Source organism: Ferrimonas aestuarii, assembly GCF_005116665.1.
GTDB classification, from domain to species: domain Bacteria; phylum Pseudomonadota; class Gammaproteobacteria; order Enterobacterales; family Shewanellaceae; genus Ferrimonas; species Ferrimonas aestuarii.
This window is the reverse complement of sequence record NZ_SWCJ01000013.1, coordinates 36,788-62,547: the sequence shown is the minus strand read 5'-3', so window position 1 is coordinate 62,547 and position 25,760 is coordinate 36,788. Positions and strand designations below refer to the sequence as shown.

Below are 25,760 nucleotides of genomic sequence, written 5' to 3'. Positions count from 1 at the left end.
TTCATTTTGGGATAAAGGAATTGTCACGGCAGGACGCCTAAACCTGAGAGTAGGGCTGTCGTAGATGCTTAAATCGATGGTGTTGTGGTGTAGCCAGTTTGTCGTGAGCCTTTGGCTCTGCGTTGCCGAAGTCCATGCTTTCGATGCCGTCATGCTTGATGGTCGTTCTGCGTATGCTGAGATCCCTTCGTGGCAACCTAGTGGCGAATTTAAAGTATTGGTGTGGTTTGATGGTATCGCTGCCGATGCCAATGATCGCACGGTGATATTGAATGCTTCTGGTAGCAATGAGTTCCTATCCTATACCCACACCAGTGTTCAAGGGCGCTGGGGCGGTCGCTACCCTGGCATCTATGGTAAGTTTCATTTTGACCAGACTGGCTTTGTTGAGCTGCATGTTGCCGATGGCATATTGTCGGCATCCGATGGTGAGCGTCGCGCCAGCGTGTTTGACAGTGCCATCGACCCCCTTTCTATCTCCTATGACTGGCTGTTCCGTCGCGGCTACAACGATTACGCCGAAGGGGTGATCGTTGCCGTTTTATTGATGGATCTCGGCGCGCCAAACAACTCCCGCGCCTACGGCTTTGATGATGAGCTTGGCATGGTGGAGCTTGGCGGTACCCCAACTTCGTTTCGTGGTTTTCAGTGGCGGCCGACCCAGACTCAGCCAACCAACCCAGATACGTCTCACTTTAATGAAACGGATTGGCAAGCTTGGTTTGGGGAGGATACTTTGCCAGAGCCAGAGCCAGAGCCAGAGCCAGAGCCAGAGCCAGAGCCAGAGCCAGAGCCAGAGCCAGAGCCAGAGCCAGAGCCAGAGCCAGAGCCAGAGCCAACGCCTGCACCAGAATCGCCATCGGTATTGGCATTGCAGGCACTCCGTTTCGATGGCGTTAGCCAATATGGGCAGATTCCCCCTTGGCAGCCGACAGGTAGCTTTAAAGTGGTGGCTTACCTGACTCAGCTGGCGGATAAGCCCAGTGAGCGCACTATCTTGCTGAGCTCATCCAGCAGTTCCGAATTTCTAAGTTTTACTCACGATACGATTCAGGGGCGTTGGGGCGGCAAGTACCCTGGAATCTATGGCAAGTTTGATTTTGAGCAATCTGGCTTCTTAAGTTTACGAATTTCCTTAGGGCTTCTGGAAGCGAGCGACGGAGTGGTGAGTCACCAGGTAGCATCCAGTCATATCGATCCGCTTAAGGTTCGCTACGATTGGCTATTTCGCCGTGGTTATAGTGATTTCTCTCAAGCGGCCATTCAGCTGCTGGCGTTGATTGATGAAACCAACGCCAATAACTCGCGGGTTTACAGTTTCGAACCGCAGGGAATATGGCGCTGGCAGTCGGGGTATGAGGGGCAACTCTTTGGCATGGCTGAGCCGGCGTTTGTTGCGGCAGACGCTCGCCCAGATAACCCATCTCCCCAGCAGTTTGATATCTTAGCTTGGCAGGCAGACTTTGGCTCCAGCACACTGCCCGAACCCGAACCCGAACCCGAACCCGAACCCGAACCCGAACCCGAACCCGAACCCGAACCCGAACCCGAACCCGAACCCGAACCCGAACCCGAACCCGAACCCGAACCCGAACCCGAACCCGAACCTGAACCGGTAAGTAACCTGTTATTGGGCATTGGAGCCAATGCGGTTCGCTTTAACGGCATAGATGCTTTTGGAGAGTTGGAAAACTGGGCTCCTGACGGTGGTTATCGAATCACGGCTTGGTTGCATCAGTTACCGACTCAGCCACAAGAGATAAGCTATCTCCTTAGTCATGATGGTCACAGCGATTACTTAGGGTTCAGTCATACCAGTGTTAGCGGTCGATTGGATGGGCAGAGTTTTGAACTGACGGGTTTTGACTTCAATCAAACCCAGTTATTGGACATCAAAGTGGAGCCTTGGCGAGTGCTGGCCTCCGACGGTCTACATCAGGTTGAGTGGTTGGCTGAGGTTATTGAGCCGAAAACTCATCAATGGAATCGCCTCTACCGCTACCAGCAGCAATACAGCGACGGGGCCCTGCAGGGCATCACCTTGTTCGATGGCTATAACAAAGCCAATTCACGTAACTACCGATTCCAAGGTGGGCAGGTGGTGACGCTTTCTGAAGAGGCTGCCGATTTATCGCTGGTTAATGTGGCGCCATCGGATTGGCTAGAGGTGAGAGGCAATATTGCTCTGCCTAAGGCGCAACTGGCCAACAAGCTGGAGTGGGATGCGGCGTTTATGGGCATGTATCCGATTCAAAGGCCGCTGCTAGAGGTGACTAACGGTAATGATGACAACCGTTTTGCCTGGGAGGGGCATTACTGGCTACGAGCCTATGTTGAGATGGCTCGTAACTTTGATGACGATGCTTACTTAGATTATGCGATAGAGCTTATCGACCACATGCTGGCCTACACCGATAAAGCTCGTGTGGCTCGGGGCGAGCTGGATATTGAGGCTCAGCCCTATCAGTTGGCACCCAAACCCTACTTAAATCAGCCAGGCTCTCCGGTGCCAGGGTGGCGCCGTAGCTACAAAGGTTGGCGCTCAGAGCCATTGAATGATGGCATGATCGTCTCAGGTATCTTAATGGTGGTGGACTACATATTCACTGCCGGTAAGAGTGAATATCAGCAGCGGGCTCAAAGCTATCTCCAGCAAAGCTTGGTGATTCTACGTAGTCATGACAGCTCCTACTCTAATACCAAAAATGCTGCGATTGCCGGTTCCTACCACTATGTGAACTACAAGAACGACGTCATTGGTGACAATGGCCTATTTACCAAACCCTTACCCTTTAACCACAATTTGGTGATGGCAACGGCGATGCTGCTGGCGGAGCGCCATGATGCCAGTGCTCAGGATCTGAAGCAGAAAGCCACAGAGTTATTGCAGTTCTTTATTGAGAATTTACAGCATCATGAGCAGGGCCATTGCAGCTGGAGCTACGCCTTTGAGCCCAAGGGCCCAAGCTATGAAAAGCCGGAAGACCTCAATCATGGTCATCTGGATGTGGGGTTCGTGCTGCTCGCTCATCAAAGGCAACTGCTGGACTTAACCCCTGAACTTGAGTGCATGGCGAGAGCCTTAACAGAAAAGCTGTATCACGGCCCTGCGATGTTCAGTTACGGCGTTGATGGCAGCGGCATCTCCGATAAGTTTGAGCAGGCGGCGGTGGGCTATGACTGGGTGGATTTGGCCCCTTGGGATCGGAGAATCGAGGTGATTGCTTGGCATCAAGCGCACCTTTATGCGGCTCCCGATTGGCACCGTGCCTTTGCCATCTGGGCGAGACAATTGAGGCCGAAGCAGTAGTACCTATTCAGCTAAAGATCCAGTCATTACAGCTTGTTTAAATTGCGCCACACTTCGTTGCTCAATGTGCTGTTAGGATCACTAGCAATGGCACTGAGTATCTAGATTGAGACAATTTGCTCGGCGCACTAAGTTGATCATCTCCTGAATTGAATTGGTATAAAAAAACGCCCCAGAGTTTGGGGCGTTTTCTTTTTGCTGTCTTAGCTTAAGCTCGCTTGAAGCCACTCTCGCCACTGCTCTTTCGGTTTGCCATCCACCAAGACCGGAGGATGGCGTAGCGTAGCTCCAGCATTGGTTAGGGCGGTGTGGAACTGGTTAGCGGCTTCGCAGAAGTGGTTGAAACGACGATCACCCAATCCCAATAGCGACACTTCAATACCATTGAGATCAACGCTCCCTAAGGATGCCAGCAAAGCCTTGCCTGAGTCCGGCACTTCCCCTTCACCACAGGTGGCAACCAGCAGATGTACCTTGCCGTAGCTGGCAAGATCTTTGGCGCTAATGTTGGCTGCGGAAGTCAATTGAACGCTGTCGCCTTTCTCGGTGAGTTCGGTGGCAATCTGCTGTGCCAGCTTGGCCGATTGACCGCTCTGGCTCACGTAGGTAACGAGATGATCGGCGGCCAGCGCATTAGCGCCTTTGCGATCACGGCGCAGGCGGGCGATCCAGTTGGCGTAACCAGTAAACAGAATGGCCAGCAGCATCATCGACAGCAAGCTATAAACCACCAATCCGACATTACCAAAGAAGGTACCATCGTGAAGCACTCGTGCCCATCGAACCGGCTTTTCTTGCGGTGTAGCCTGGCTGTCCGGTTGCCATGACCACGCTTGACCCTGATTGTCTTTCCACGATAGTTCATAGCCATTGGGAGTGGTTTTTACCATCTGCATATTGGCGACAGTATAGTTTTGCAGCTGACCAAAACTCTGTTCCAGAGTCATACTGGGCTGAGCTTCCTGCTTGCCTGCTCGCGGCCCATGGCCTTGGTATAGCATCATTAAGGCTGTGATGGTTACCAGCAAGCTTAAGGGACCGCTTACCCAGCCAACGCTGTTGTGCCACCCCATATTGGTGTTTGACCAGCGCGGCCGCGATAGAACAAAGCCGACAATGGTGATGATAAGCATCGCCCAAGTGGAGATCTCCACCAGCCAGCCGGCATCCACAAGCAGGCCTTTGTGCATCCCCTTGGCAAAACCAGAGAGTTTCATCTGCCAGGTTTTCTCTCCTCGCTCGCCCGTATACAGATCGCGGAACTGTCGACCGCGCAGGCCCTCAAAGGCCACCATAATCAGATTGTGGTCAGGAAGGGCATAGGCAAATTTCACCATCCCATCTTGCTCTAATCGCTCCATGGTGTGTTGCATCTGCGCTGGGGTAAACGCCGACGGATTGGTGGGAGTTAATAGCGGCACAACGGCCAGCAGTAAGCCGGAGAAGATCACCAGCAGCAGGGGAATGGCAAGAATGCCGGCAAGATAACGATGCAGTTTGGCCAACATGGGTAGGATTTCCTGTTACCGCCTTAATCTAATGCCAACCCGATTAAATAGATGATCACTGTGATTGGTCGTACTGGAGCACGCTGACTTAATCGGTTTGGGGTAAGGCTTGGGTTGTTTTGAGTGGCAACAGGCTCTATTTCTCGGGAATGAGAATCAATGAAGTTTGCATAATTTACATTGCCCAAAGTGGGGGTGTTAAGGTTGGCAGCGCAAGAAGGGCGCTGCCTTGGAGGGACTGAAACTTGGGGGCGTCTATAGGGGTTACTGGGACTTGGGGCGATTGCCCAGCTTTAGTTGGGTCTCGTCAACAAAGAACAGGGCTTGTTGGCGACGTTTGCCAATAATGAGCGCCGCTTCATCAGCAAACAGGAAACACTTCCAGTTGCGCTTGAAAACGCCCCAGTTGGTTTCAACAACATGGTCGCTGCCGTAGCAGACCCAGATCACCGTGTTGGGATCCCAATCGATGAACTCTGTGGTGCCTTCTGGTAACTGCGGGTTGTCACTATCAAAAGCCTGATCCCAGCGTAGAAGCTCGGTCCAACTGTTTTGATTTCTGGCCCAATCCCCCTTTCTCAGGTCGGTGCAGTGGTTGCTGTTGTGGCTGATGTGGTTTTGCCACAATTCGTCTGCAGCTCTCGGGGTTAACGGTTTAATCTGCGACAGGTCGTTTTCGGCGACTCCCATGTCTTCGCGTTTGAATACCCATAGGTAAGGATACTCATTGAAGTCACTGTATTTCATATTGGCTTCCAACAAATTCTCTGCCGCCAACTCTAGCAAATGAACTACGCTTATTCAGCCTTTACCTGTTTTGGAAGTGACGTCACTTTTTGACGCAGATTGTAATTTTATTTCACCGTAATTCGATCGATGTCACAAAATTTGACCAGTTATCGGGTTAAGTTAAGGCATCAACTGTAAGGGAGCAACGAAACATGGCAACTCAGAAAGAAATCGGCGCACTAAAAAAATTGGTTCGCGCTAGTAACTTTCTCTCGGTAGCGCAAATTTATTTGAAGCAGAACGTTCTACTTCAGCGCGATTTGGCCCACGAAGACATTAAGCCTCGTCTACTTGGCCACTGGGGTACCTGCCCAGGCATCGCATTTGTTTACGCTCACATCAACCGTCTTATCTGCAAACACAACCGTCCTTTCTTATACCTAGTTGGCCCAGGCCACGGTTTCCCAGCGGTTCAAGCTAACCTGTTTATCGAAGGTTCTCTGTCTCACTTCTACCCCGACACAATTCCGTACGCGGAAGCGGGTATGAAGCAGATTTGTGAGAAATTCTCTGCAGCTTACGGCTACCCATCTCACGCAAACCCTGAAGCCCCTGGCCAGATTCTGGAAGGTGGTGAGCTGGGTTACTCACTGTCAGTAGGCTACGGTGCGGCTCTGGATAACCCAGACCTGATCAACGTAGTACTGGTTGGTGATGGTGAGTCTGAAACCGGTCCTCTGGCGGCATCTTGGTACGCTAACCGTCTGCTGGATCCTAAAACTTCCGGTGCGGTTCTGCCTATTCTGCACATCAACGGCTACAAGATCTCTGGTCCTACCCGTCTGGGTCGTATGGACGACGAAGAGATTCGCATGGAGTTTACCGGTCTTGGTTATGAAGTGCTGTTCGTTGATGACGAGAAAGAGGAAGATGTGTACGAGCAGATGGCGACTGCCATGGATCGTGCTTACGAAATCATTAACGACATCCAGAAACGCGCTCGCAGCGGCGAAGACGTGTGCAAGCCTAAGTGGCCTGTTATCGCCATGCGCACTGCCAAAGGTTGGACTGGTACTAAAGAAGCCGACGGTAAGAAACTGGAAGGTAACTGCGATTCTCACCAGGTTATCATCAACAACTGCGCCAAAGATCCTGAGCACCTGCGTCTGCTGAACGAGTGGATGGCAAGCTACGGCTTTGATGAGCTGTACAGCATCGGCGAAGATGGCAAGCTGGAGTTCGATAAAGAGATTCAATCTCTGATCCCGCGTGAAGATCTCCGCATCGGCCGTCAGATTCTGTCCTACGGTGGTGAAGTGGTTCGTCCACTGAACAAGCCTAACCTAGACGAGCTGAGCTACGGCGCTGAAACTGCCCGTGGTCAGCGTGGCGTGTCCATGAACAAAATGGGCGAGTGGATGCGTGATGCATTCCGTCTGAACGCCGAGCAGAAGAACCTGCGTATCTTCTCTCCTGATGAAACCTACTCTAACCAACTGCAAGCGGTGTTCGAAGAGACCAGCCGTGCATGGCAGTGGCCTATCAAAGAGTGGGACAACGACATGTCTCGCGATGGCCGCGTAATGGAGCTTCTGTCTGAGAACCTGCTGTTCGGTATGCTTCACGGCTACACCGTAACCGGTCGTCACGGTATGTTCCCAACTTACGAAGCGTTCGCACAGGTGGTTTCCTCCATGTGTGACCAATACTGTAAGTACGTTTACGCATCTCAAGGTGTACCTTTCCGTAAGCCGGTTCCTTCTTGCAACGTGGTACTGTCCTCGCTGCTGGAGCGTCAGGATCACAACGGTTACTCTCACCAGAACCCGTCTCTGCTGGGCGCCATGCTTGAGAAGCACCCAACCATCATCTCTGCGTACCTGCCAGCTGATGGTAACAGCACCTTGTGCTACACCGAGAAAGCGTTCGATGACCGCGATAAGCTGAACGTTATCGTTGCCGGTAAGAAAGAGCTGCCTCAGTGGCTGACTCTGGAAGAAGCTCGCAAGCAGACAGCTGAAGGCATCATGACTTGGGACTTCGCTTCAGACGAAAACCCTGATGTGGTACTGGCTTCTTGTGGTGACTACGTGACCCAAGAGTGTATGGCTGCTCTGGTTATCATTCGTGAGCTACTGCCTAAGCTGAAGGTTCGCTTCGTGAACATCTCTGAGCTGACTTCCGATGGCGTTGGTAGCCTGAAGTATGGCCAGAACCCAACTCTGCTGGATGAGTTCTTCACTGAAGATAAGGGCGTTGTGATCAACTACCACGGCTACCCGAACACCATCCACAAGTTGCTGTTCAACTACCCAGGCATCAAGCGTTGCCGTGTTAAAGGCTACGTTGAAGAAGGTTCTACTACGACTCCATTCGACATGGGTGTACGTAACGGTACCTCTCGCTACCACCTGGTTATCGACATGGCATACAAGGCGTTCCAGCAAGGCGTTATCACTGACGCTCAGCACGTTGAAATTACCACTGACATGCTGCAGAAGCTGGTTGACCACCGCAACTACATTAAAGAGTTTGGTGTGGACCCTAAAGAGATCACCGATTGGGTATGGAGCCGTTAATCATCTCCTAATCGAGTAAACTCAATTGGAGAAGCCAGTCAGTTTTACTGACTGGCTTTTTTTATGCGTGAAATATGCTTTATAAGCTTCTCTAAAAAACGCTTTTCTTAATTATTAAATTAATGCAATTAAATTTGTTGGTTTGTTGCTGTTTATCAGCGGGTTATTGTCATTAAGTTCTTATTTTAGGCCGTGAATTCCGATAATTGTCCTCATGGATAATAGGTGTTTTTAGATCAATAAATAACCAAATGTTAAATTTAAACAAAAGGAATGAAAAAGGGTGTTTAATTTTATTGTGAAATGTGGTGGTAATTAACTCAGTATTGGAGATAATGTCGACGTAATGCGCAAATCAACGACTAAGGAAGGTGATTGATGGGCGGTGAAGTGGGAGGGTTATGCCTCTAATTCACTCCGTATTTTGTTGTGGCTGGTGTGATTTTTAATGACAGCATGGAATACGTGGAATACCGCTTCCCATATAGAGATAAATTAGAATTGATGTGTATTGGGGATAGTGAATGCAGTTTTTCGATAAATTAAATATTAGTAAGAAATTAATGTTCGCTAACTTAACCGGCATGTTTTTGCTGCTGTGTTGCGTTGGTTATACCTTCTATACTCAAACCGTCGTTTCTAATCAGTATCGACACTTCCTTGAAAAAGAGACCGTTGCCCGCGAGCAGGTGATGACCATTCAGGTTGAGTTTAAAACCATGGTCCAAGAGTGGAAAAACCTGCTGGTTCGTACCTATGACGACAAAGACAAAGGCAAGTATTGGCAGAAGTTTTTGAAGTCTGAACAACAGGTGTTGGAACACTCCAAATTGTCATTGGAGCAGTTGCAGCAGCTCGACAATGATGCCGCCACTCAGATGTCTGCATTCATTAAATCGATGCAGGTGATGGGGCAGAAATACCGCGAAGGCCATGACTACCATCAACGCAGTGGTTTGGATGCAGCCGGCACCGATAAGGTGGTACGCGGCATCGATCGAGAGCCGTTGGAACGTCTGCAGGCTCTCGTTGCCCACATGAACGAGCGCCAGCAGAAATCTCTTGAGGCGCAATATCGCAGTGTCGAGCGCCAGGAGCAGATCGAAGTGGCGATCTTATTGGTGGCGTTCACGTTGGCCATCTTCTTTGGCATCGCAGTGATTCGGCGTTTTGTGGTGCAACCGATGAATCAGGTCACCAACTCACTTCGCTTGATGGCGGAAGGGGATTTTTCCCATCCCATCCGCCTTAGCCAACAGGATGAGTTTGGTCAGCTGGCACGAGATGCTGAGCATCTGCGTGAGCGTCAGGTAGCGGTATTGAACCAGTTGTCGCAGATGTCTGGCGATCTAAACCATCAGTCTTCCACCATGCAAAAAGAGATGGGAGAAACCACCTTAGGCATCGAAGAGCAGTACTCGCTGTCGGATCACATGGCCAGTGCCATGACCGAGATGGTGGCTTCGGTGGCTCAGGTTAGCGCCAGCGCTCAGTTGGCGGCGGATAACGTCACCCAGACCAATGAACATCTGAATCTCAGTAAGAAGAACCTCAATGACACCAAGCAGAACATCTTGTCGCTCCAAGGTGCCGTTAGCCAGTCCGGCGAGGTGATGGGTCGTTTAGAGCGTGAAAGCCAAGAGATCGGTGCCATCTTGGATGTGATTCGCAATATTGCTGAGCAGACCAATTTGCTGGCATTGAATGCGGCCATCGAAGCGGCTCGCGCTGGCGACCAAGGGCGAGGTTTTGCGGTGGTGGCCGACGAGGTGCGTTCGCTGGCTTCGCGAACTCAGGAGTCTACCCAGCAGATTCAAACCATGATTGAGCGCCTGCAGCATGAAAGTAAAGAAGCGGTTGAGGCGATCCAAAATGGCCAGCGCTATGCGGATCTGTGTGTAACTCAATCGGTGGAAGTGGACGAGATGTTAGGCCAAGTGACTCAAGAGGTGGATCAGCTAAATGGCATGAGCATGGAGATCGCCTCGGCGGCGGCTGAGCAAGCTCGGGTGAGTGAAGACATCAGCCAGAATGTGTTACGAGTTAAAGAGTTGGGTGATGTGGTGAAATCCAACGCCGACACCGTTGGGCAGGTGGGCGAGAGCATTGGTCATCAAGCCAATGAACTGAACCAAGTGGTGAGTGAATACCGCCTCTCTTAAGGCGGAGATTGAAAAAGGCGGCCTTGGCCGCCTTTTGACTATTCTAAACCTGAGGGTTTGGTGCGCCAAGCGGATCACATCCTTAATTGAATTGGTATAACCCTATAGCATCTTGAACAACTTAGGATAAAATAGCCGCCTATTCGATCTAAGTAAGCAGCCCATGACCCTACGAGTCGCCATCAATGGATTTGGCCGCATTGGCCGTTCTACCTTAAGAGCCCTGTACGAAAGTGGCCTTCGGGAACAGATTCAAATCGTTGCCATCAATGAATTGGCCAATCCTGAAGCCATCGCCCACCTGACCCAGTTTGACACCACCCACGGCCGCTTCGGTCAACAAGTTAGCCTTGAAGACAACCATCTCGTGGTTGGGTCTGACACCATTGAACTGCTACACATTCCTGAGATCGAACAACTGCCTTGGCAACGCCTCGACGTGGATATAGTGCTGGAGTGCACCGGTCACTTTAGCAGCCGCGAAGACGCTCAGAAGCATCTGGATGCGGGCGCGGGTAAGGTGCTGTTTTCCCATCCCGCCTCGGCAGATGTCGATGCCACCATTGTGTTTGGGGTCAATGAATCAACCCTGACCCCTGAACATCGAATCGTCTCCAATGCCTCGTGCACCACCAACTGCTCGGTCCCGGTAATTACATTGCTGGACGAGCAGTTTGGTATTGAGCGCGGTGCAATGACGACGATTCACTCGGCGATGCACGACCAGCAGGTGATTGATGCGTATCACAGTGACCTGCGCCGTACCCGTGCTGCCAGCCAGTCCATCATTCCGGTGGACACCAAGCTTGCCCTTGGGGTTGAGCGAATACTCCCCCATCTGGCGAATAAATTAGAGGCCATTGCCGTTCGGGTTCCAACCATCAATGTAACGGCCATGGATCTGTCGCTGACCTTAAGTCAGCGCGTCGATATCAACGCGATTAATCACTGCTTATCCCAAGCCGCTGGCGGACGGTATAGAGGCATTGTGGACTATACTGAATCGCCATTGGTATCCAGTGATTTTAATCATGACCCTCACTCTTGCATCATCGATGGCACACAGACTCGTGTGGCCGATGGTCATCTGGTGAAGTTATTGCTGTGGTGCGATAACGAGTGGGGCTTCGCGAACCGTATGTTGGACACCTGTCTGGCGATGTCGACACCGAAATAGAATTCGATTATGTGTTTTAAGAGGAAAGAAAATGAGCGTTATTAAGATGAAAGACCTCAGCCTAACCGGCAAACGAGTTCTGATCCGTCAGGATCTTAATGTTCCGGTTAAAGAGGGCAAGGTAACGTCTGATGCTCGCATCCGTGCATCGCTGCCAACCATCAAACTGGCACTGGAACAGGGCGCTAAAGTGATGGTGATGTCTCACCTAGGTCGCCCAACTGAAGGTGAGCCGGCAGATGAGTTCTCCCTGCAACCGGTTGTTGACTACTTGAACGGCGCTTTGGATTGCTCTGTGCGTCTGGCTAAAGACTACCTAGACGGGGTTGAAGTGGCCGACGGTGAGCTGGTGGTTCTGGAGAACGTTCGCTTTAACCAAGGCGAGAAGAAAGATGATGAAGGGTTGTCTAAAGCTTACGCGTCATTGTGCGACGTGTTTGTGATGGATGCCTTTGGTACCGCTCACCGCGCTCAAGCTTCGACCCATGGTGTGGCTAAGTTTGCTCCAGTTGCTTGCGCGGGCCCTCTGCTGGCTGGTGAGCTGGAAGCTCTGGGTAAGGCGCTGGATAACCCTGCCCGCCCAATGGTTGCCATTGTGGGTGGCTCTAAGGTTTCTACCAAACTGACTGTGCTTGAGTCTCTGTCTCAGGTCGTGGATCAGTTGGTTGTGGGTGGTGGTATTGCCAACACCTTCATTGCCGCAGCAGGTCATGGTGTGGGTAAATCTCTGTTTGAAGCTGACCTGATTGATCAGGCCAACACCCTGACGGCTCAGGCTCAAGGTCGTGGCGGTGATATCCCTGTACCAACTGATGTGGTTGTGGGCAAAGAGTTCTCAGAAAGCGCCGAAGCGACTCTGAAACCGGTTGCTGAAGTGGCTGACGATGACATGATCTTTGACATCGGCCCTGACAGCGCCGAAGCTCTGGCCGAGATTCTGAAATCTGCGGGTACCATCGTATGGAACGGCCCTGTGGGCGTGTTCGAGTTTGATCAGTTTGGTAAGGGCACTAAAACCATCGCTCGCGCCATCGCTGACTCCGATGCGTTCTCCATTGCTGGCGGTGGTGACACCCTGGCAGCGGTTGATAAGTACGACATCGCTGATAAGGTGTCCTACATCTCTACCGGTGGCGGCGCTTTCCTTGAGTTCTTGGAAGGTAAGAAGTTGCCTGCGGTTGCCATGTTGGAACAGCGCGCCAAAGACGCCTGATTTTGGGAACGACGCTGCTTACCAGTGTAGGCAGCGTTATGACCTAACTGACTTATTTAGTTTAAAATAAATATAAATGGCGCACTGGAAGTAAGTGCGCCTAGATGCCTTACATATAAATAGGAGCAAACTCATGGCACTAATCTCATTGCGCCAAATGCTGGATCACGCCGCTGAACACAATTACGGTGTTCCAGCCTTCAACGTCAATAACCTAGAGCAGATGCGCGCGATTATGCAGGCGGCGGAAGCCACCGACAGCCCAGTGATCGTACAAGCCTCTGCGGGTGCCCGTAAGTATGCTCGTCCTCAGTTTTTACGTTACCTGATGAATGCGGCTCTGGAACAGTACCCAGATGTACCCGTGTGTATTCACCAGGACCACGGTACCTCTCCTGATGTGTGTCAGCGTTCTATCCAGATGGGCTTTAGCTCGGTAATGATGGATGGCTCTCTGCGTGAAGATGGCAAAACCCCAGCAGACTACGGTTATAACGTTCAGGTAACCCAGCGCACTGTGGCTTTCGCTCACGCCTGTGGTGTGTCTGTGGAAGGTGAAATTGGCTGCTTGGGTAGTCTGGAAACCGGTATGGCTGGCGAAGAAGATGGCGTTGGCGCTGAAGGCGTTCTGAGCCACGACCAGCTGCTGACCGATCCTGAAGAGGCCGCTCGCTTCGTTGCCGCCACTAAGGTAGATGCCTTGGCCATTGCTATCGGTACCAGCCACGGTGCCTACAAGTTCTCCAAGAAGCCAACCGGTGAAGTGCTGCGTATCGATCGCATCAAAGAGATCCACGCTCGCATCCCTGATACCCATCTGGTGATGCACGGTTCCTCCTCGGTTCCTCAGGAGTGGCTGGCAATCATCAACGAGTTTGGTGGTGAGATCCCTGAAACTTACGGCGTTCCAGTATCTGAGATCGTGGAAGGCATTAAGTACGGTGTGCGTAAAGTGAACATCGATACTGACCTGCGCCTGGCATCAACCGGTGCGGTTCGTAAGTTCCTAGCGGAAAATCCATCTGAGTTTGACCCTCGTAAATTCCTGAAGGCGTCCATGGATGCCATGGCTCAGATCTGTACCGATCGTTATGAAGCCTTCGGTTGTGCGGGTCAAGCTTCTAAAATGAAGCCATTGTCTCTGCAGGCGATGTATAAGCGTTACCTTGCTGGTGATCTGGATCCTAAAGTAAACATCTAACTGTTTATCTGAATTGATTACACCAACGCCCGCATTTATGCGGGCGTTTTTGTTAGTTTTCAGTGGAGTTATGTTATTTTGTTGTGGCGAAAAGCGATACCAATAATCGACAAGGATAAGACCTATGAAAGGAACTTTGGGACTGTTAACGGTTGCTGTATTGTCCGCTCAAGTAGCCGCCGAGGAGGCAAACCTGCCTTCAGGAAATGCCGAGCTGGGTTTTTCAAACACCAGCGGTAACAGTGAAGTAACCACCGTTAAAGGCAAGGTGGAGTACAAGCACTGGATCAATAAGTTTGAAAATCGTTATCTGTTGGAAGCGCTTTACGTTGAAGATGAAGATGAGGTCTCCAGTGAGCGCTACTATGGAGAAGCGCAAACCAATTACCGTTTTAATGATAAATCCTACATGTTTGGCTTTATCTCTGATGACATCGATAAGTTCTCTGGTTACAAGTACGTAGCGACCGCTGCAGCGGGCTATGGTCACCGCCTCTATCATGAGCCGAAGATGTACTTCGATATTGAAGCGGGCCCTGGTTACTCCTACAAGCGTGTGGACCGCTCTCAAGCCCCAGATAATGGCAATGAGTCGGCCATCATCGCTCGAGTGAATGCGGAGTATTGGTGGGAGTTCTCCGAGAATGCGGAGTTCAAGCAGACCATCTCGTCAGACATCAGCCTGAGTGGTTATGCCACCATCTCTCGCTCAGAAACGGCGGTTATTGCTAACTTAATTGGTTCACTGGCGATGAAGTTTGCCATCAAGCTTAAGCACACCACCAGCCCGGTAGACGACAAAGAGAAGCTGGATACGGAAACGTCGATGACGCTGCTGTATAAGTTTTAAATCCCGCTGGTGGCGACTGATTCGTGTTGGTGGTTATTTGGGATGGCCACCAGCAGCCAGTGGCCGGAGTCTAGGTGATGGTCTAGGGTCAGATAGCAATGGTGGCGGTTGAGTTTCACCGGGGCTTCACTTTGCCAATGGCCATGTTGCTCAAGGGCGCAGCGAATCTCATTTTGATGGGTGCCTAAGAAGCTGCTTAGGCATTCACTACTGCCCACTAACCACGTGGACAGCTGTTTGTTTTGTTTAATTGGCAGCAGATCATCGTTCAACAGCGCTAGCCCCAAACTGGTGTCCGGTAGATGCAGCTCTAGGCTCGAGCTTGGGTTGAGGGTCATCAGAATAAGGCCAAACCCTTGTTGCTGATTTGATTGCAGTTTCACCTCAACACCGGTGTTCTGCCGAGTTGTTAGCCGTCCTTGCCAATTGCCAAATTCGATGGCTTGAGACCAAGCGTAGTCGCCATCCTCCTCCGAAAACAGTTGGTAAAACCACAGGGGTTGCTCGTCCGGCTGCAGTTCCGCCAGAAGCTGTTGGGCATTTGGATTGGCCAGCAGCAGCTTTCCTTGCCGAGATAGCAGGATCAATGCATTGGCTTGTTCAAACACGTTTTCGACTACCGTCAGAGCATGATGGTAATGTTGCTGCTGTTTACGTACACCGTGCCGCTGAATGACCAGCCAGAAAAACAGCAGAGTAAAGATGAGCGTGACGATGACCAGTTTTTGCTGCGCCTCTCGGCTGAAGTCGAGCAGTTGACGTTCATCCACAAACGAGACCAGATAGAAAGGATCAAAGTTGCCCGCCTGGATCTTCACAAACAGATAGTGTTTGTCTTGCAAAACTTGCTGGCCAAAGTCGTGTTGTTCAATGCGTTGCCACAGGCGCGTTTTTTCAGTTTGCTGCAGTGGATGTTGGGATAGAGACAGGGCATCGCCGTTGTCGCTAAACAGAATAAGGGGAATTTCGCCTAAGGGGTCGCTGCGATGAAAGGCGGTAAATTGGGTGCTAAGATCGGCAAAAATGGTTGCGTATTGAATCCCTTTATCGTTGTCTGCCACTGGAAGTTTCTGCCAGTGCCCGATCTGATGACGTTCCTGATTAAGCAGCATGGGTGAGAACTGGGCTCGGCTTTCTCCTAGGGGCTGTCTGGCATCGGCTTCGCCTCGGTAGCTGCGATCCTGATAGGGACGCGTGTGCAGAACCAGAGCTCCTGAGTTATCGTAGAGTTCAATCATCTCGATGGCATCGAGCTTATCAACTAGGCCCTGCAGGTAGACCTCTACGTCTCTGGCATTGGTTTTCGGCTGGGCAAGTAGGTATTTCAACACACCGATCTGCGAGATGATCTCGCCTCGCTGTTGCAGGGCTAACAGGCTGTCGCTTAAACGGTGGCTAAACAGCTGAATTTGAGAGAAGCGTTGAGCGGATATTTGTTGGCGGTGTTGTTCCAGTGTGTGACCCAAGCCCCAGCCAAGGAGGATCGCGGCGATGCCGAGGACCGCAGCTAGCTGTACCCATAGTGATTGGTGGTGGGTATCCCTTGACTGAGATGAAAGGGGCAGTGAGTCCAATAATCGACTCAATTTATTCTTCATAACACACTGAATTGTTGAACAAGTGTTATCAGTGTATCACCATTGTTTTTGCCTTCCTATGGCTTAATCTTGCCGCAATTTTAGCCAACCACGTCCAGTTTTCGGTGCTTAAATTCCACGCCTGCGTCATCACAGATTTGCTGGCAAGCGTTAATATCTACACCGTCTAGGCCGTCAATCGCGGAAGCACAAACGGTTGAAATGTATCGAGGTGCTCGGGCAACAAACTCCCGCACTGCTTGATAGCTGCCTTTGAGTTTTGGTTGGCAGTGGCGCTGGTAAACCGCTTCGTTTTGAGCATTAAGGGATATCGATACGGAATCGATGCACTGGCCCAGTTCCGGCAGAATATCGCGTCGATGGAATAGGTTGCCTAGCCCATCGGTATTTAGCCGGGTTCGCCCGCCTTGCTGCTTCACATGTTGGGCGATGCCCAATAGGGCGTCCAGATTCAGGGTGGGCTCACCGTAACCACAGAAGACGATCTCTTCGAACTGAGTGACGTCTTCAAGTAGCGGGATGATCTCTTCTGCCTTAGGCTGATGATCCAGCTTAAGTTGGTATTGATGAACCTCGGTGCTGCCATTGTGCTTAGGGCAAAATTGGCAGCGTAGAGTACAGCGGCCAGTCAGGTTGATGTAGCGACTGTTGCGAATGTCATAGACGAGCTGATTCATGAGAAACTCTCCACCGCCCGCAGTGCGGGCGGCTCGATGATCTTACTTCTTCTTTTTGGCCTTTTTAGGCTTGGTCTTGGTCTTCGACTTACTCTTCTTCGGCGCGCTTGGCTCTTTAGTCTTAGGCTTTAGATCCTGGAAGACGCGGCGACGAATGGTGTCTTTGGTGTAGCGCTCAATCTTACCCAGTTGTGGGTGGTCATGGGCCTCTACAATGGAGATCGCGGTGCCTTTTGCTCCTGCGCGGGCAGTTCGCCCGATGCGGTGTACGTAGGTGTCTGCGTGACGAGGTAGATCGTAGTTGATTACGTGAGTAATACCGTGGATGTCTAGGCCTCGTGCGGCGACGTCGGTGGCGATCAACACCGCAATTTCACCATCTTTAAATCTTGCCACAGCAGCGTCACGCTTAGCTTGAGGCATTTCACCTTTCAAGCAGTTGGTGCGAATTTTGGCACGGTCCATTTGGGCGATAAGGGACTCGACTCGCTCTCGAGTGCGAGCAAATACGACGGCTTTGGTGCACTCTGGATCCGATAAGATGCGTTTTAGCAGTGCCAGCTTATGGGCAGCGTCGTCGGCGCGATAGTAGTATTGATTGATCTTCTTGCGTTCGCGGCGAGACGGGTCGGCGCTGATCGACTCTGGCTCGTTGAGAATCTCTTTAGCAAAGCTGTCGATCCCTTTGCCTTCAAGGGTGGCGGAGAACAGCATGGTTTGTTTGCGCCAGCGAGCTTCTGCGGCGATGCGATCTACCGTCGGGCCAAAGCCCATGTCCAGCATGCGATCCGCTTCATCGATGATAAGAACTTCAATATCGCGGCAGGCGATCTTCTCTTTTTCGATGTAATCCATCAAGCGGCCAGGAGTGGCCACCAAGATATCCAGATTCTTAGACAGCATCTCGTTGTCGGCAGCGAAATCGACGCCGCCAGTCAGAGCACCGGTGATCAGGTTGAGGCTGCCAGTGAGCTTGTCGGCGTAGTTTTTAACCTGAGTCGCCAGTTCGCGGGTGGGCGTCAAGATCAATACTCGTGGGTGGCCGGGATCGCGACGGGGAAAGTCCAGAAGGTGTTGCAGCGCTGGTAAAAGATAGGCTGCGGTCTTTCCGGTGCCTGTTGGGGCATCCGCCAGGATGTCTTTTTGCTCCATTGCCACAGGAACGACGGCAGATTGGATCGCGGTTGGCTCCTGATAGCCGGCCTTATTCATTGCGCCGATGAGACGGCTATCAAGATCTAAAGTGTCAAAACTCATCTTTGGATTATCCGTTGAGATAAAAGTCGGCGGTTAGCCGTTTAAAGGAGGTGCTGTACTGGCCTGCTTCTGAGTGTATCAGTAGCGACTCGGTTTGGCATGGGGTAACAGCACGAGACAGTTCAATAAGCATCAGCTTAACCGGCTTATTTGGGCGTGTTGTGACTTGGGTAACCCTTGTTGGGTACAGGCGCTGTGCCTGACTTGCTTGCTGGGCTGACAGCCAAGCTTGGGTGGGCAGCACCAGGCTCATTTTGCCACTGGGGGCCAGTAGCTGACTCGCACAACGGAACAGCGTCTCAAAGCTTAGTCCATGACGAGCGCTCCCCCGCTTTTGGCAGGGCGAAACCAACCCTGATTCGAAATAGGGGGGGTTACTAATGATGTGCTGAAACTGATTGGCGCTGCTTTCACAGAATGCCTCTAGGCCAGTGTTTACGATGTCAATCTGAGTAGGCCATGGGCTGGCAGCCACATTGGCTTGGGCTTGTTGACTGGCGCTGCCGTCGAGTTCGATGCCCAGAACATGGCCAGCGCCACGTTGGCTTGCCATCAGGGATAGCAAGCCGCTGCCGGTTCCAATATCTAGGATGGTTTCGCCTTCCTCAACCTGTGCCCATGCGCCAAGCAGCACAGAGTCGGTGCTGACTTTCATTCCGCATTGGTCATCATTGACGTGAAATTGTTTGAAGGTGAATCCCATGGTAGGTCTCGCTAAAAGCTGGGGGCGAATACTAACAAAGACCATGGAGGAAGTTCAGTAAAACTGTGCAGTTTTATTGCGTTTAAGCGCCTAGCGCGATTTTGATCGATTCACAATAGAGGTTGTGAAAATCTCGATTTGAAACTTGTTAGCTAGCACCTCTCAATATTGAACGAAAATGATCAATAGGTACCCGTTTTTGTTGCCAAAATGGCTTGAAAACGATTCAAATCTTATCATTTTTGAATGTTAATGGTTTGGTGTTACTTGGTTTCAATTTGTGGTGAGGCTATTGAGCTGGGTTTTGAGTCATGGTATTAGTGTCCACGCGATTTTGCGGTGCGCGAAATTACACTTGTGTGATACGGACGAAAAAAACACCAAGGAAGCTCGCTTTTACCAAACGGCTGGTTAGAAAACCCTCAAATCTGAGGGCGAAATTGAGATGATGAGTGTAAATTAAGGTTTACACAGGTTCGGAAGAACCAAATAAGAGAAAATGAAGAGGTAAGTTTGGAAAAGCGGTTGTCAGTAATGGACACTTTGAGTGTCGGCTTTATGACCTTTGCGTTCTTTTTGGGCGCGGGGAACATGATTTTTCCGCCTATGGCGGGTTTCTTAGCAGGTGATAACTACCTGCCAGCCATGATTGGCTTCCTTTGTACTGCTGTCGGTCTACCCCTGTTGGGTCTAATTGCCGTTGCGAAAGCGGGTGGCAGTATTCCGGTGATCACCCAAAAGCTACCTAGTTGGGTTGGCTTGGCCATCGCCTGTGCCATTTTTATCATTATTGGTCCGGCATTCGCAGCGCCTCGTGCTGGCTTGGTTGCCTATGAGATGGGGGCGGTTCCTTTCTTAGATGGCGCGAATGCCACCACTCAAGCACTGTATTCCGTGATCTTCTTCGGCCTAGCCATGGTGCTGGCGCTGTTTCCCGGCAAACTGGTCGACAGCGTGGGCAAGATTCTCACCCCAGCATTGATTGTGCTTTTTGCAATCTTGGCTATTGCGGCATTCCTGTTTCCGCAGGATCCGATTGTTGCCGCTCAGGGTGCCTATGGAACCGAGCCTTTTACCAAGGGCTTCCTTGAAGGGTACGGTACCATGGACGCGCTGGCATCTCTGGTGTTCGGTATGCTGATTGTGGATCTTCTGCGTAAGAAGGGCGTTACCGAAAGTGGCCAGCAAGCTCGTTATTTGAGCATCGCCGCGATCATCGCTGCCGCTGGCTTATGCTTCGTATATGTGCCTCTATTCTACTTAGGCGCAACCAGTTCTGAACTTGGCATGGGGGCAGATACCGGTGGCGTTATCTTGACGACCTTTGTGCAGCAGGTATTTGGTTCCTTTGGGGTGGTGATGTTGGGCGCGGTAGTGACTCTGGCGTGCATTACCACGGTTATTGGCTTGCTGTCAGCGTGTTCAGAATACTTCGGCGAGTTGGTACCTCAGGTTGGCTATCGTGGCTTTGTGGTGATCAATGCGGTGTTCTGTGCCGTGGTTGCTAACGTCGGTCTGAGCCAGCTGATCGCCATCAGTATTCCAGTATTGATGATGGTGTACCCCATTGCGATGGCACTGATCGCCTTCTGTTTTGCTCGCTCTTACATGAAGAACGAGCGTGTCGGTTTGATTCTGATGGTGGCGGTTTCGACCCTGTTTGGCTTGATTGATGGCGTCAGCGCAGCTGGCGTTAATACCAGTCAGCTGAACTTCCTGCCTTTGTACGATGTGGGTATGGCGTGGTTGCTACCAACGATCATTGCGACTTTCATTGCGCTTTTCATCAAAGCTGACAACAGCTAAAGCGGAGCGTGATATTGAGAAAGGCAGCCACAGGGCTGCCTTTTTTGTGTCTTCGGTACTAAGGTGAAACCACAGATTCGGTAATCCCAGCTTCACTGGCAAGACTATTGGCACTAAACAGCTCTTTTTGGCAGATTAAATTGATGTCCATGCTATCCACTTGGTCCGCCATCGCCTCCACTAGCTGTACCCATTGGGGTTCCTCAAGGGCATCAATTAACTGAGCAAACTGATCTGAAACCGCTTGAGCTGGCACGTAGCTGCGGTACATTTTTACGATGGATTTCAGCATGGTGAGGTAGGGCGACAGTTCGGTTGTGGTGGACAGCGCATCACTGTCGATCCACCCCACCCCCACTTTGCCGATTCGATTGGGGTGTGACAGTTGTGCTTTTAACAGCAGTTCAAGATCGAAGGCGAATTTGCTCTCTATCATGTGTTGAGTTAACTCACTGACAAGATCGCTACGAAACATCTTAAACCCGCACTGGGTATCGATGATGTTGTCCAGTTGAGGAAGCAAGCGTTTCCACAGATAGATGAATAGCTTGCCTCGATGATTTCTAAGTCCCTGCTTGACCACAACAGAAGTCGGTTCACGGCGCGAGCCACAGGCAATGAGGTTGTCATGCTGGGTGAGGTTATCAACCAGTAAGCCTAATTGACCAAGGTGGGTGGAAAGGTCGGCATCGGTGTAGGCGATAAAGTGGTCTTTATGGGCTTCGCGCTGTGCCGCATGCCAGATACCATAAGCGATGGAGCCTCCTTTCTGACTGTCGGCGGTAGTTTTCAACTGGGCCGCAGGACCTAAGCCCCGATCAATGGCCTCTTTCAGGAAGCAGACTTCGAGCTTTTCACCGTCTTCAAGCTCTTTAATCTGCTTACAGGCCTGAAGACCACTGTCATTAGGGCAGCCGTCATCCACCATGATCATCCGCCAATCCACGTTTGGATTATCGTCACACAGCCATTGAAGTTGTTCGACTTTACGGCGAATGAAATCTTCGCCGTAGGGGTGCTGCTGAGAAGTGAGCATGCGTTGATGCTCCTTGAACATCGCAAAAACCACACTAATCAGTGTATTAGGTCTACACTGTTTTAAGAGCATCTTGGAAATAGCTAATTTTACTGCCATTTTTGCAGCAAGTGCTTGGTGGAGGATTAACTCTTGTTCCATCGCTTTAAGTTGAAACAAGTCCAACTTGGAAGATAAGAGAAACTCTGCCATCGCGGTTAACTTTGCTAAATGCTGGCTGTTACTTAGATTGAGTTGATGGGTAATGTCCCCTTGCTGCATGAGCAGTTGCGTTAACGTATCTCTCATACCCCCTCCTTGGGGTTTGTTTTGTTGATGACTTTAACGCTAGGACAGGATTGCAGCTTTCTCCAATAAAACTAGATGAATACTTTGATTGTGCGCTTCTTTAGGGATGAAGATGGTGATTCGAATAAGGGCGGTATTGACTGTGATGTGCTTTGGAGCGGCTGGGGCACAGGCGGGCGAGTCGGAATTTTACAAACAGGCTGCGAAGCAAGCTAAGACCGACAGACCAAAAGTGCTCACCGCGCCGATGGAGGTGCAAAAAGCATCGGAGGTGGAGGAGCCCGAAGAGAGCTGGGAGGCGATCTGGAACGGCGTTAGCAGTTCATTTGCTGTTCCATACGGCGAACTGTTCGATGAATCTCAGCCTTGGTATGCCGGTTGGTCTGGCAACTTAGCGGTGCATTATCCCCTTAAAGAGAGCGTGATGGCGGCGGATCCAGACAATAACGTTGGTGGTATTGAGGGAACCAACCCGTCGGCAACGGCGACCTTAAAGTACACGCCTTTTGGCAACTGGTTTGCCACTGTGACTCTGTATCACTATTTTGATGGCGATCTGCAGCAGCCTTGGGAGCCAGATTATACCTATGTATTTGGTTACAGTGATTGGCGTCCGTATACCTTTAGTTTGCTCTATTCCAATTACGGAGGTAACCGATTTAGCCCAGACGAAAGAGAAAAGTCCACCTATTTTAATCGGGGTACTTGGTCTCTAGGTTGGAAGTTTCCGGTTCCCTCATCCTTGATTCGCCCCTTTTCCATCTATGATGATGCCGCCATGGGCTGTCAGCTGGATTACAATCACACACCTGAGTACTTTGATCTTGAGAGCAGTGAGTACCTAAAAAATGGTAAGAGCCTGAGTTTAGGATGTAAATACACGATAACTGGGAATTGGTATGTAAGTTTTGCGCTGTTCCACTACCCCGATTCGGCTCAGAAGCAGCCTTGGAGTCCTGACTTTACCTATGGATTTGGCTATTTTGATTGGCGCCCGTTTACCTTCTCACTGCAGTACAACAACTACTCGGGCAACCGTTACCCGTGGAATCCATCAGTCGATGGCACAGGTCGTTTCAAAGATGGCGCTCTGATGTTGGCTTGGAGTTGGGCCTTGTAGGGCGGTGTTTGGGCTCAGGCCGATGCAAAATCGGTTCTGCAGTGGTGCGAGCTCTATCCAACGGTTACTGGTGTTGTATCCGGTCGCCGACACCTGGACTAAATACTTGCCGGTGGGAAGGGCGATCCCTTGGACAAATCGGGGAGTAATGTTGAGCACCTCAATTTTGGCATTTTCGGGGAAAGTGCGTACATACAAGGGGCTCATGGAGACTTCATGTTGCTGAAGCTGTTGTTCCTGTTGCCAAAGCTCTAACTGTGCTTGCTGTTGTGATTGCTGGTTTGTGAGCTGTGAGATGGTCAGGCTTTGTGATTGGATGAGTTTGTTTTGTTCATTGACCTTGGTAATTAGCGCCATCTGTAGCTCTTCCAGCTCTTGAATACGATGCTGCCAATCTTTATCCAATGGTAAAGAAGCTCGAGAAGCGTACTTAACCGGTGTGCGATGTTGTTTTATGAGATCGTGAAGCTGTTGTTGATTGGGGCCTTTGGGCTGAGTAACAAGGAACAGAGCGAGGTACTCATCAAAATCCAGTGGAGATTGCTCTTTTAGGTATCGAGACAGCTTGATAACGCTTTGCCAATCGGGATCTTTTTGGCTTTTGACCTGGTTAAGCCGATCTTCAAGTAGGTGTAGCATCAGTTGTTGTTGGTGTACACGCTTATGTGCCAATTGCTGTTGGTGTTGTTTTTGATTCAGGCAGCCTGCTACCGAGAGCACCAGTAGCATCAGTGCCCCCCAAACTGCCATTCTTAGTCGAGTCCCAATCATCGCCTCATCCATGACGGCCCTACCACTCCCTGATTGATGCCTACCTCTGGTGTTAAAGAGATAGACCATAGAACCGTAATTAAGCCAATTTTTGTCATAAAAAATCCCCGCTGGATAACAATTGAATTGATTGTAATTGAGTGGTTTTTTCCTAATTTGGTTTGCCGACTTCATGATTCTCTACTAGCGTTAAATTTGCGAATAGCGAAGGTGCTCAGAAGGAATTGAGGCTTAATGAAACTGCTGATAGTTGAAGATGCTGCTGACGTGCGGATGGTATTGGCGGCATCGTTAAAGCGATTTGGTCACGACGTGGTGCAGGCGGCCGATGGACAGGCTGGCCTTGAGGCACTGCAGCAAGATCAATCGATTCAGTTAGTCATCTCTGACTGGTCCATGCCGATCATGGATGGCTTCGAGCTTTGTCGGTTGATTAAGCAGGAGAAGGCAGTCGATCGCTTTATCTATTTCATCATGTTCTCCTCCAATGACGATGAGGAGAGGATCATCTCCGGCCTCAATGTAGGCGCAGACGATTTTATTGCCAAACAGGCACCTAAAGCGGAACTCAACGCTCGAATCCGAGCCGGTGGCCGTCTTATTGATTTGCACAATCAGTTGCAGTTGAAACAAGAGAAACTAGAGAAGGCCTACGCCAGTATCGAAAATGACGTTTTGGTCGCTGCAGACATGCACTACAAGCTGTTGCCAACGATCAAATCACTCCCAGGCGTTGAGTTTGGCTGGCTCGCCACCAGTTCGGCATTTCTGGGTGGGGACATGTTCGATTACCAGCGATTGGATGAGCAGCACGTCAGCTTTTACTTGCTGGATGTTTCTGGTCATGGCCTGCCGGCGGCGTTGCTGTCGTTTACACTCAAGCATGTGATGTCCCCGTCGCAGAAAGGACGCAGCGTGATGAAACGCTACCTTCCTCAAGCGCCTTTTTACGAGATTGCAGACCCCGCTCAGGTGGTGGAAACGCTCAATGATCGTTTTCAGGGTGAGGTGGATAACAGTCAGTACTTCACGATGGTCAATGCCATTTTAAATGTAAAAACCGGTGTGGTTACCCTGTGTCAGGCGGGTCATCCGGGTCCAATTCAGCAGGGGAAGTCAGGAATACAAGAGCACAATCAGGAAGGGTTTCCTGTGGGCATGTTGCCCAACCTTGAGTATGACTCCTACCAGATACAGCTGCAGCCAGGAGAGCGGCTCTATCTCTATTCTGATGGTGTAACTGAATGCTTCAATGCCACCAAGGAGGAGTTTGGTGTTGAGCGAATGATGGCGTCTCTGGAGTCTGATAAAGCTCTGCCCATTGACGATCAGTTAAAGAGTTTGAAAGCCAAGTTGGACCTATGGAATGTGGGTCCAGATTACGATGACGACGTCTCCATATTAGCCATTGAGTGGCTAGGTGAATAAAGGATCTATGCTATGGAACTTCATACTGAAAGCCGCAAAGGCCACTTAATCGTTACCTTAAAACAGCCCCGTTTGGATGCCAGTTCAGCGCCCAGTTTTCGCTCTGAAGTGGAAACCATTATCGAGCAAGGACATGAACACATTGTGTTGGATCTATCTGAGGTTAAATTCATGGATTCAAGTGGCTTAGGCGCCGTGGTTGCAGTTTTAAAGTCCCTTAAGGGGAATGGCAAGTTGCAGATTGTCGGGCTGCAGAAAGCGGTGGAGGAGCTGTTCCGGCTCACCCGGATGGATCGAATCTTTCAGTGCCATAAAGACGTGTCGACGGCGCTGTCTGCTTAGGGAGT

The 25,760-nt window shown here is 50.7% G+C and carries 19 protein-coding genes; 11 read left to right on the top strand and 8 right to left on the bottom strand.

All coding sequences use genetic code 11. The features are described from left to right. Positions 1-64: 64 nt before the first annotated feature. Complete coding sequence (locus FCL42_RS21835) at positions 65-3,310, top strand: hypothetical protein (RefSeq protein ID WP_136864282.1); 3,246 nt, start codon at positions 65-67, stop codon at positions 3,308-3,310. Between the two features lie 203 nt (positions 3,311-3,513). Here the strand turns inward: FCL42_RS21835 and FCL42_RS15210 are convergent, their stop codons facing one another. Next, complete coding sequence (locus tag FCL42_RS15210) at positions 3,514-4,818, bottom strand: PepSY domain-containing protein (protein WP_136864281.1); 1,305 nt, start codon at positions 4,816-4,818, stop codon at positions 3,514-3,516. Between the two features lie 264 nt (positions 4,819-5,082). Continuing rightward, positions 5,083-5,565 carry a DUF2947 family protein gene (locus FCL42_RS15205; protein ID WP_136864280.1) on the bottom strand — a complete coding sequence of 161 codons (483 nt, stop codon included), beginning with the start codon at positions 5,563-5,565 and terminating at the stop codon, positions 5,083-5,085. A gap of 194 nt (positions 5,566-5,759) precedes the next feature. Here FCL42_RS15205 and FCL42_RS15200 point away from each other — a divergent pair, with 194 nt between their 5' ends. The 6 genes from FCL42_RS15200 to FCL42_RS15175 all read left to right on the top strand — a co-directional run bounded on the left by FCL42_RS15200 (position 5,760) and on the right by FCL42_RS15175 (position 14,729). Continuing rightward, complete coding sequence (locus tag FCL42_RS15200; RefSeq protein WP_136864279.1) at positions 5,760-8,126, top strand: phosphoketolase family protein; 2,367 nt, start codon at positions 5,760-5,762, stop codon at positions 8,124-8,126. Positions 8,127-8,689: 563 nt separating this feature from the next. Next, a complete protein-coding gene (locus tag FCL42_RS21720) occupies positions 8,690-10,288 on the top strand; it encodes a methyl-accepting chemotaxis protein (protein ID WP_169308410.1) in 1,599 nt (532 codons plus the stop codon). Positions 10,289-10,451: 163 nt separating this feature from the next. After that, positions 10,452-11,465, top strand: a complete 1,014-nt coding sequence (gene epd, locus FCL42_RS15190) for an erythrose-4-phosphate dehydrogenase (protein ID WP_136864278.1) — start codon at positions 10,452-10,454, stop codon at positions 11,463-11,465. A gap of 31 nt (positions 11,466-11,496) precedes the next feature. Next, positions 11,497-12,678 carry a phosphoglycerate kinase gene (locus FCL42_RS15185; protein WP_136864277.1) on the top strand — a complete coding sequence of 394 codons (1,182 nt, stop codon included), beginning with the start codon at positions 11,497-11,499 and terminating at the stop codon, positions 12,676-12,678. A 133-nt stretch (positions 12,679-12,811) separates the two neighbouring features. Then, complete coding sequence (gene fba / locus FCL42_RS15180) at positions 12,812-13,879, top strand: class II fructose-bisphosphate aldolase (RefSeq protein ID WP_136864276.1); 1,068 nt, start codon at positions 12,812-12,814, stop codon at positions 13,877-13,879. Positions 13,880-14,003: 124 nt separating this feature from the next. Then, positions 14,004-14,729, top strand: a complete 726-nt coding sequence (locus FCL42_RS15175; RefSeq protein ID WP_136864275.1) for a DUF481 domain-containing protein — start codon at positions 14,004-14,006, stop codon at positions 14,727-14,729. Here FCL42_RS15175 and FCL42_RS15170 read toward each other — a convergent pair. The 4 genes from FCL42_RS15170 to FCL42_RS15155 form a co-directional block, all read right to left on the bottom strand. Next, on the bottom strand, positions 14,726-16,327 hold the full coding sequence (locus FCL42_RS15170) for a hypothetical protein (protein WP_136864274.1): 1,602 nt from the start codon (positions 16,325-16,327) through the stop codon (positions 14,726-14,728). The genes FCL42_RS15175 and FCL42_RS15170 overlap by 4 nt on opposite strands. Positions 16,328-16,407: 80 nt before the next feature. Beyond that, a complete protein-coding gene (locus tag FCL42_RS15165) occupies positions 16,408-17,004 on the bottom strand; it encodes a TatD family nuclease-associated radical SAM protein (RefSeq protein ID WP_136864273.1) in 597 nt (198 codons plus the stop codon). 42 nt (positions 17,005-17,046) lie between these two features. Beyond that, complete coding sequence (srmB, locus tag FCL42_RS15160) at positions 17,047-18,261, bottom strand: ATP-dependent RNA helicase SrmB (RefSeq protein ID WP_136864272.1); 1,215 nt, start codon at positions 18,259-18,261, stop codon at positions 17,047-17,049. A 7-nt stretch (positions 18,262-18,268) separates the two neighbouring features. Continuing rightward, positions 18,269-18,964 carry a tRNA1(Val) (adenine(37)-N6)-methyltransferase gene (locus tag FCL42_RS15155; protein ID WP_169308409.1) on the bottom strand — a complete coding sequence of 232 codons (696 nt, stop codon included), beginning with the start codon at positions 18,962-18,964 and terminating at the stop codon, positions 18,269-18,271. Positions 18,965-19,498: 534 nt separating this feature from the next. On the opposite strand from FCL42_RS15155, the gene brnQ reads away from it, so the two are divergent. Then, entirely contained in the window at positions 19,499-20,770 is a 1,272-nt protein-coding gene (brnQ, locus tag FCL42_RS15150; RefSeq protein ID WP_136864343.1) for a branched-chain amino acid transport system II carrier protein, read from the top strand. Between the two features lie 58 nt (positions 20,771-20,828). Here the strand turns inward: brnQ and FCL42_RS15145 are convergent, their stop codons facing one another. After that, the gene (locus FCL42_RS15145) at positions 20,829-21,806 is read right to left on the bottom strand and encodes a glycosyltransferase (RefSeq protein ID WP_136864270.1); all 978 of its coding nucleotides are present in this window, start codon (positions 21,804-21,806) and stop codon (positions 20,829-20,831) included. Between the two features lie 400 nt (positions 21,807-22,206). Between FCL42_RS15145 and FCL42_RS15140 the strand changes: the two genes are divergently transcribed. Continuing rightward, a complete protein-coding gene (locus FCL42_RS15140; RefSeq protein WP_205729276.1) occupies positions 22,207-23,214 on the top strand; it encodes a hypothetical protein in 1,008 nt (335 codons plus the stop codon). Here the strand turns inward: FCL42_RS15140 and FCL42_RS15135 are convergent. After that, positions 23,149-23,985 carry a hypothetical protein gene (locus FCL42_RS15135; protein ID WP_136864269.1) on the bottom strand — a complete coding sequence of 279 codons (837 nt, stop codon included), beginning with the start codon at positions 23,983-23,985 and terminating at the stop codon, positions 23,149-23,151. The genes FCL42_RS15140 and FCL42_RS15135 overlap by 66 nt on opposite strands. Before the next feature lie 234 nt (positions 23,986-24,219). Here FCL42_RS15135 and FCL42_RS15130 point away from each other — a divergent pair, with 234 nt between their 5' ends. Further along, the gene (locus FCL42_RS15130; RefSeq protein WP_136864268.1) at positions 24,220-25,413 is read left to right on the top strand and encodes a PP2C family protein-serine/threonine phosphatase; all 1,194 of its coding nucleotides are present in this window, start codon (positions 24,220-24,222) and stop codon (positions 25,411-25,413) included. A 12-nt stretch (positions 25,414-25,425) separates the two neighbouring features. After that, complete coding sequence (locus tag FCL42_RS15125) at positions 25,426-25,755, top strand: STAS domain-containing protein (protein WP_136864267.1); 330 nt, start codon at positions 25,426-25,428, stop codon at positions 25,753-25,755. The last annotated feature ends 5 nt before the right edge of the window (positions 25,756-25,760 follow it).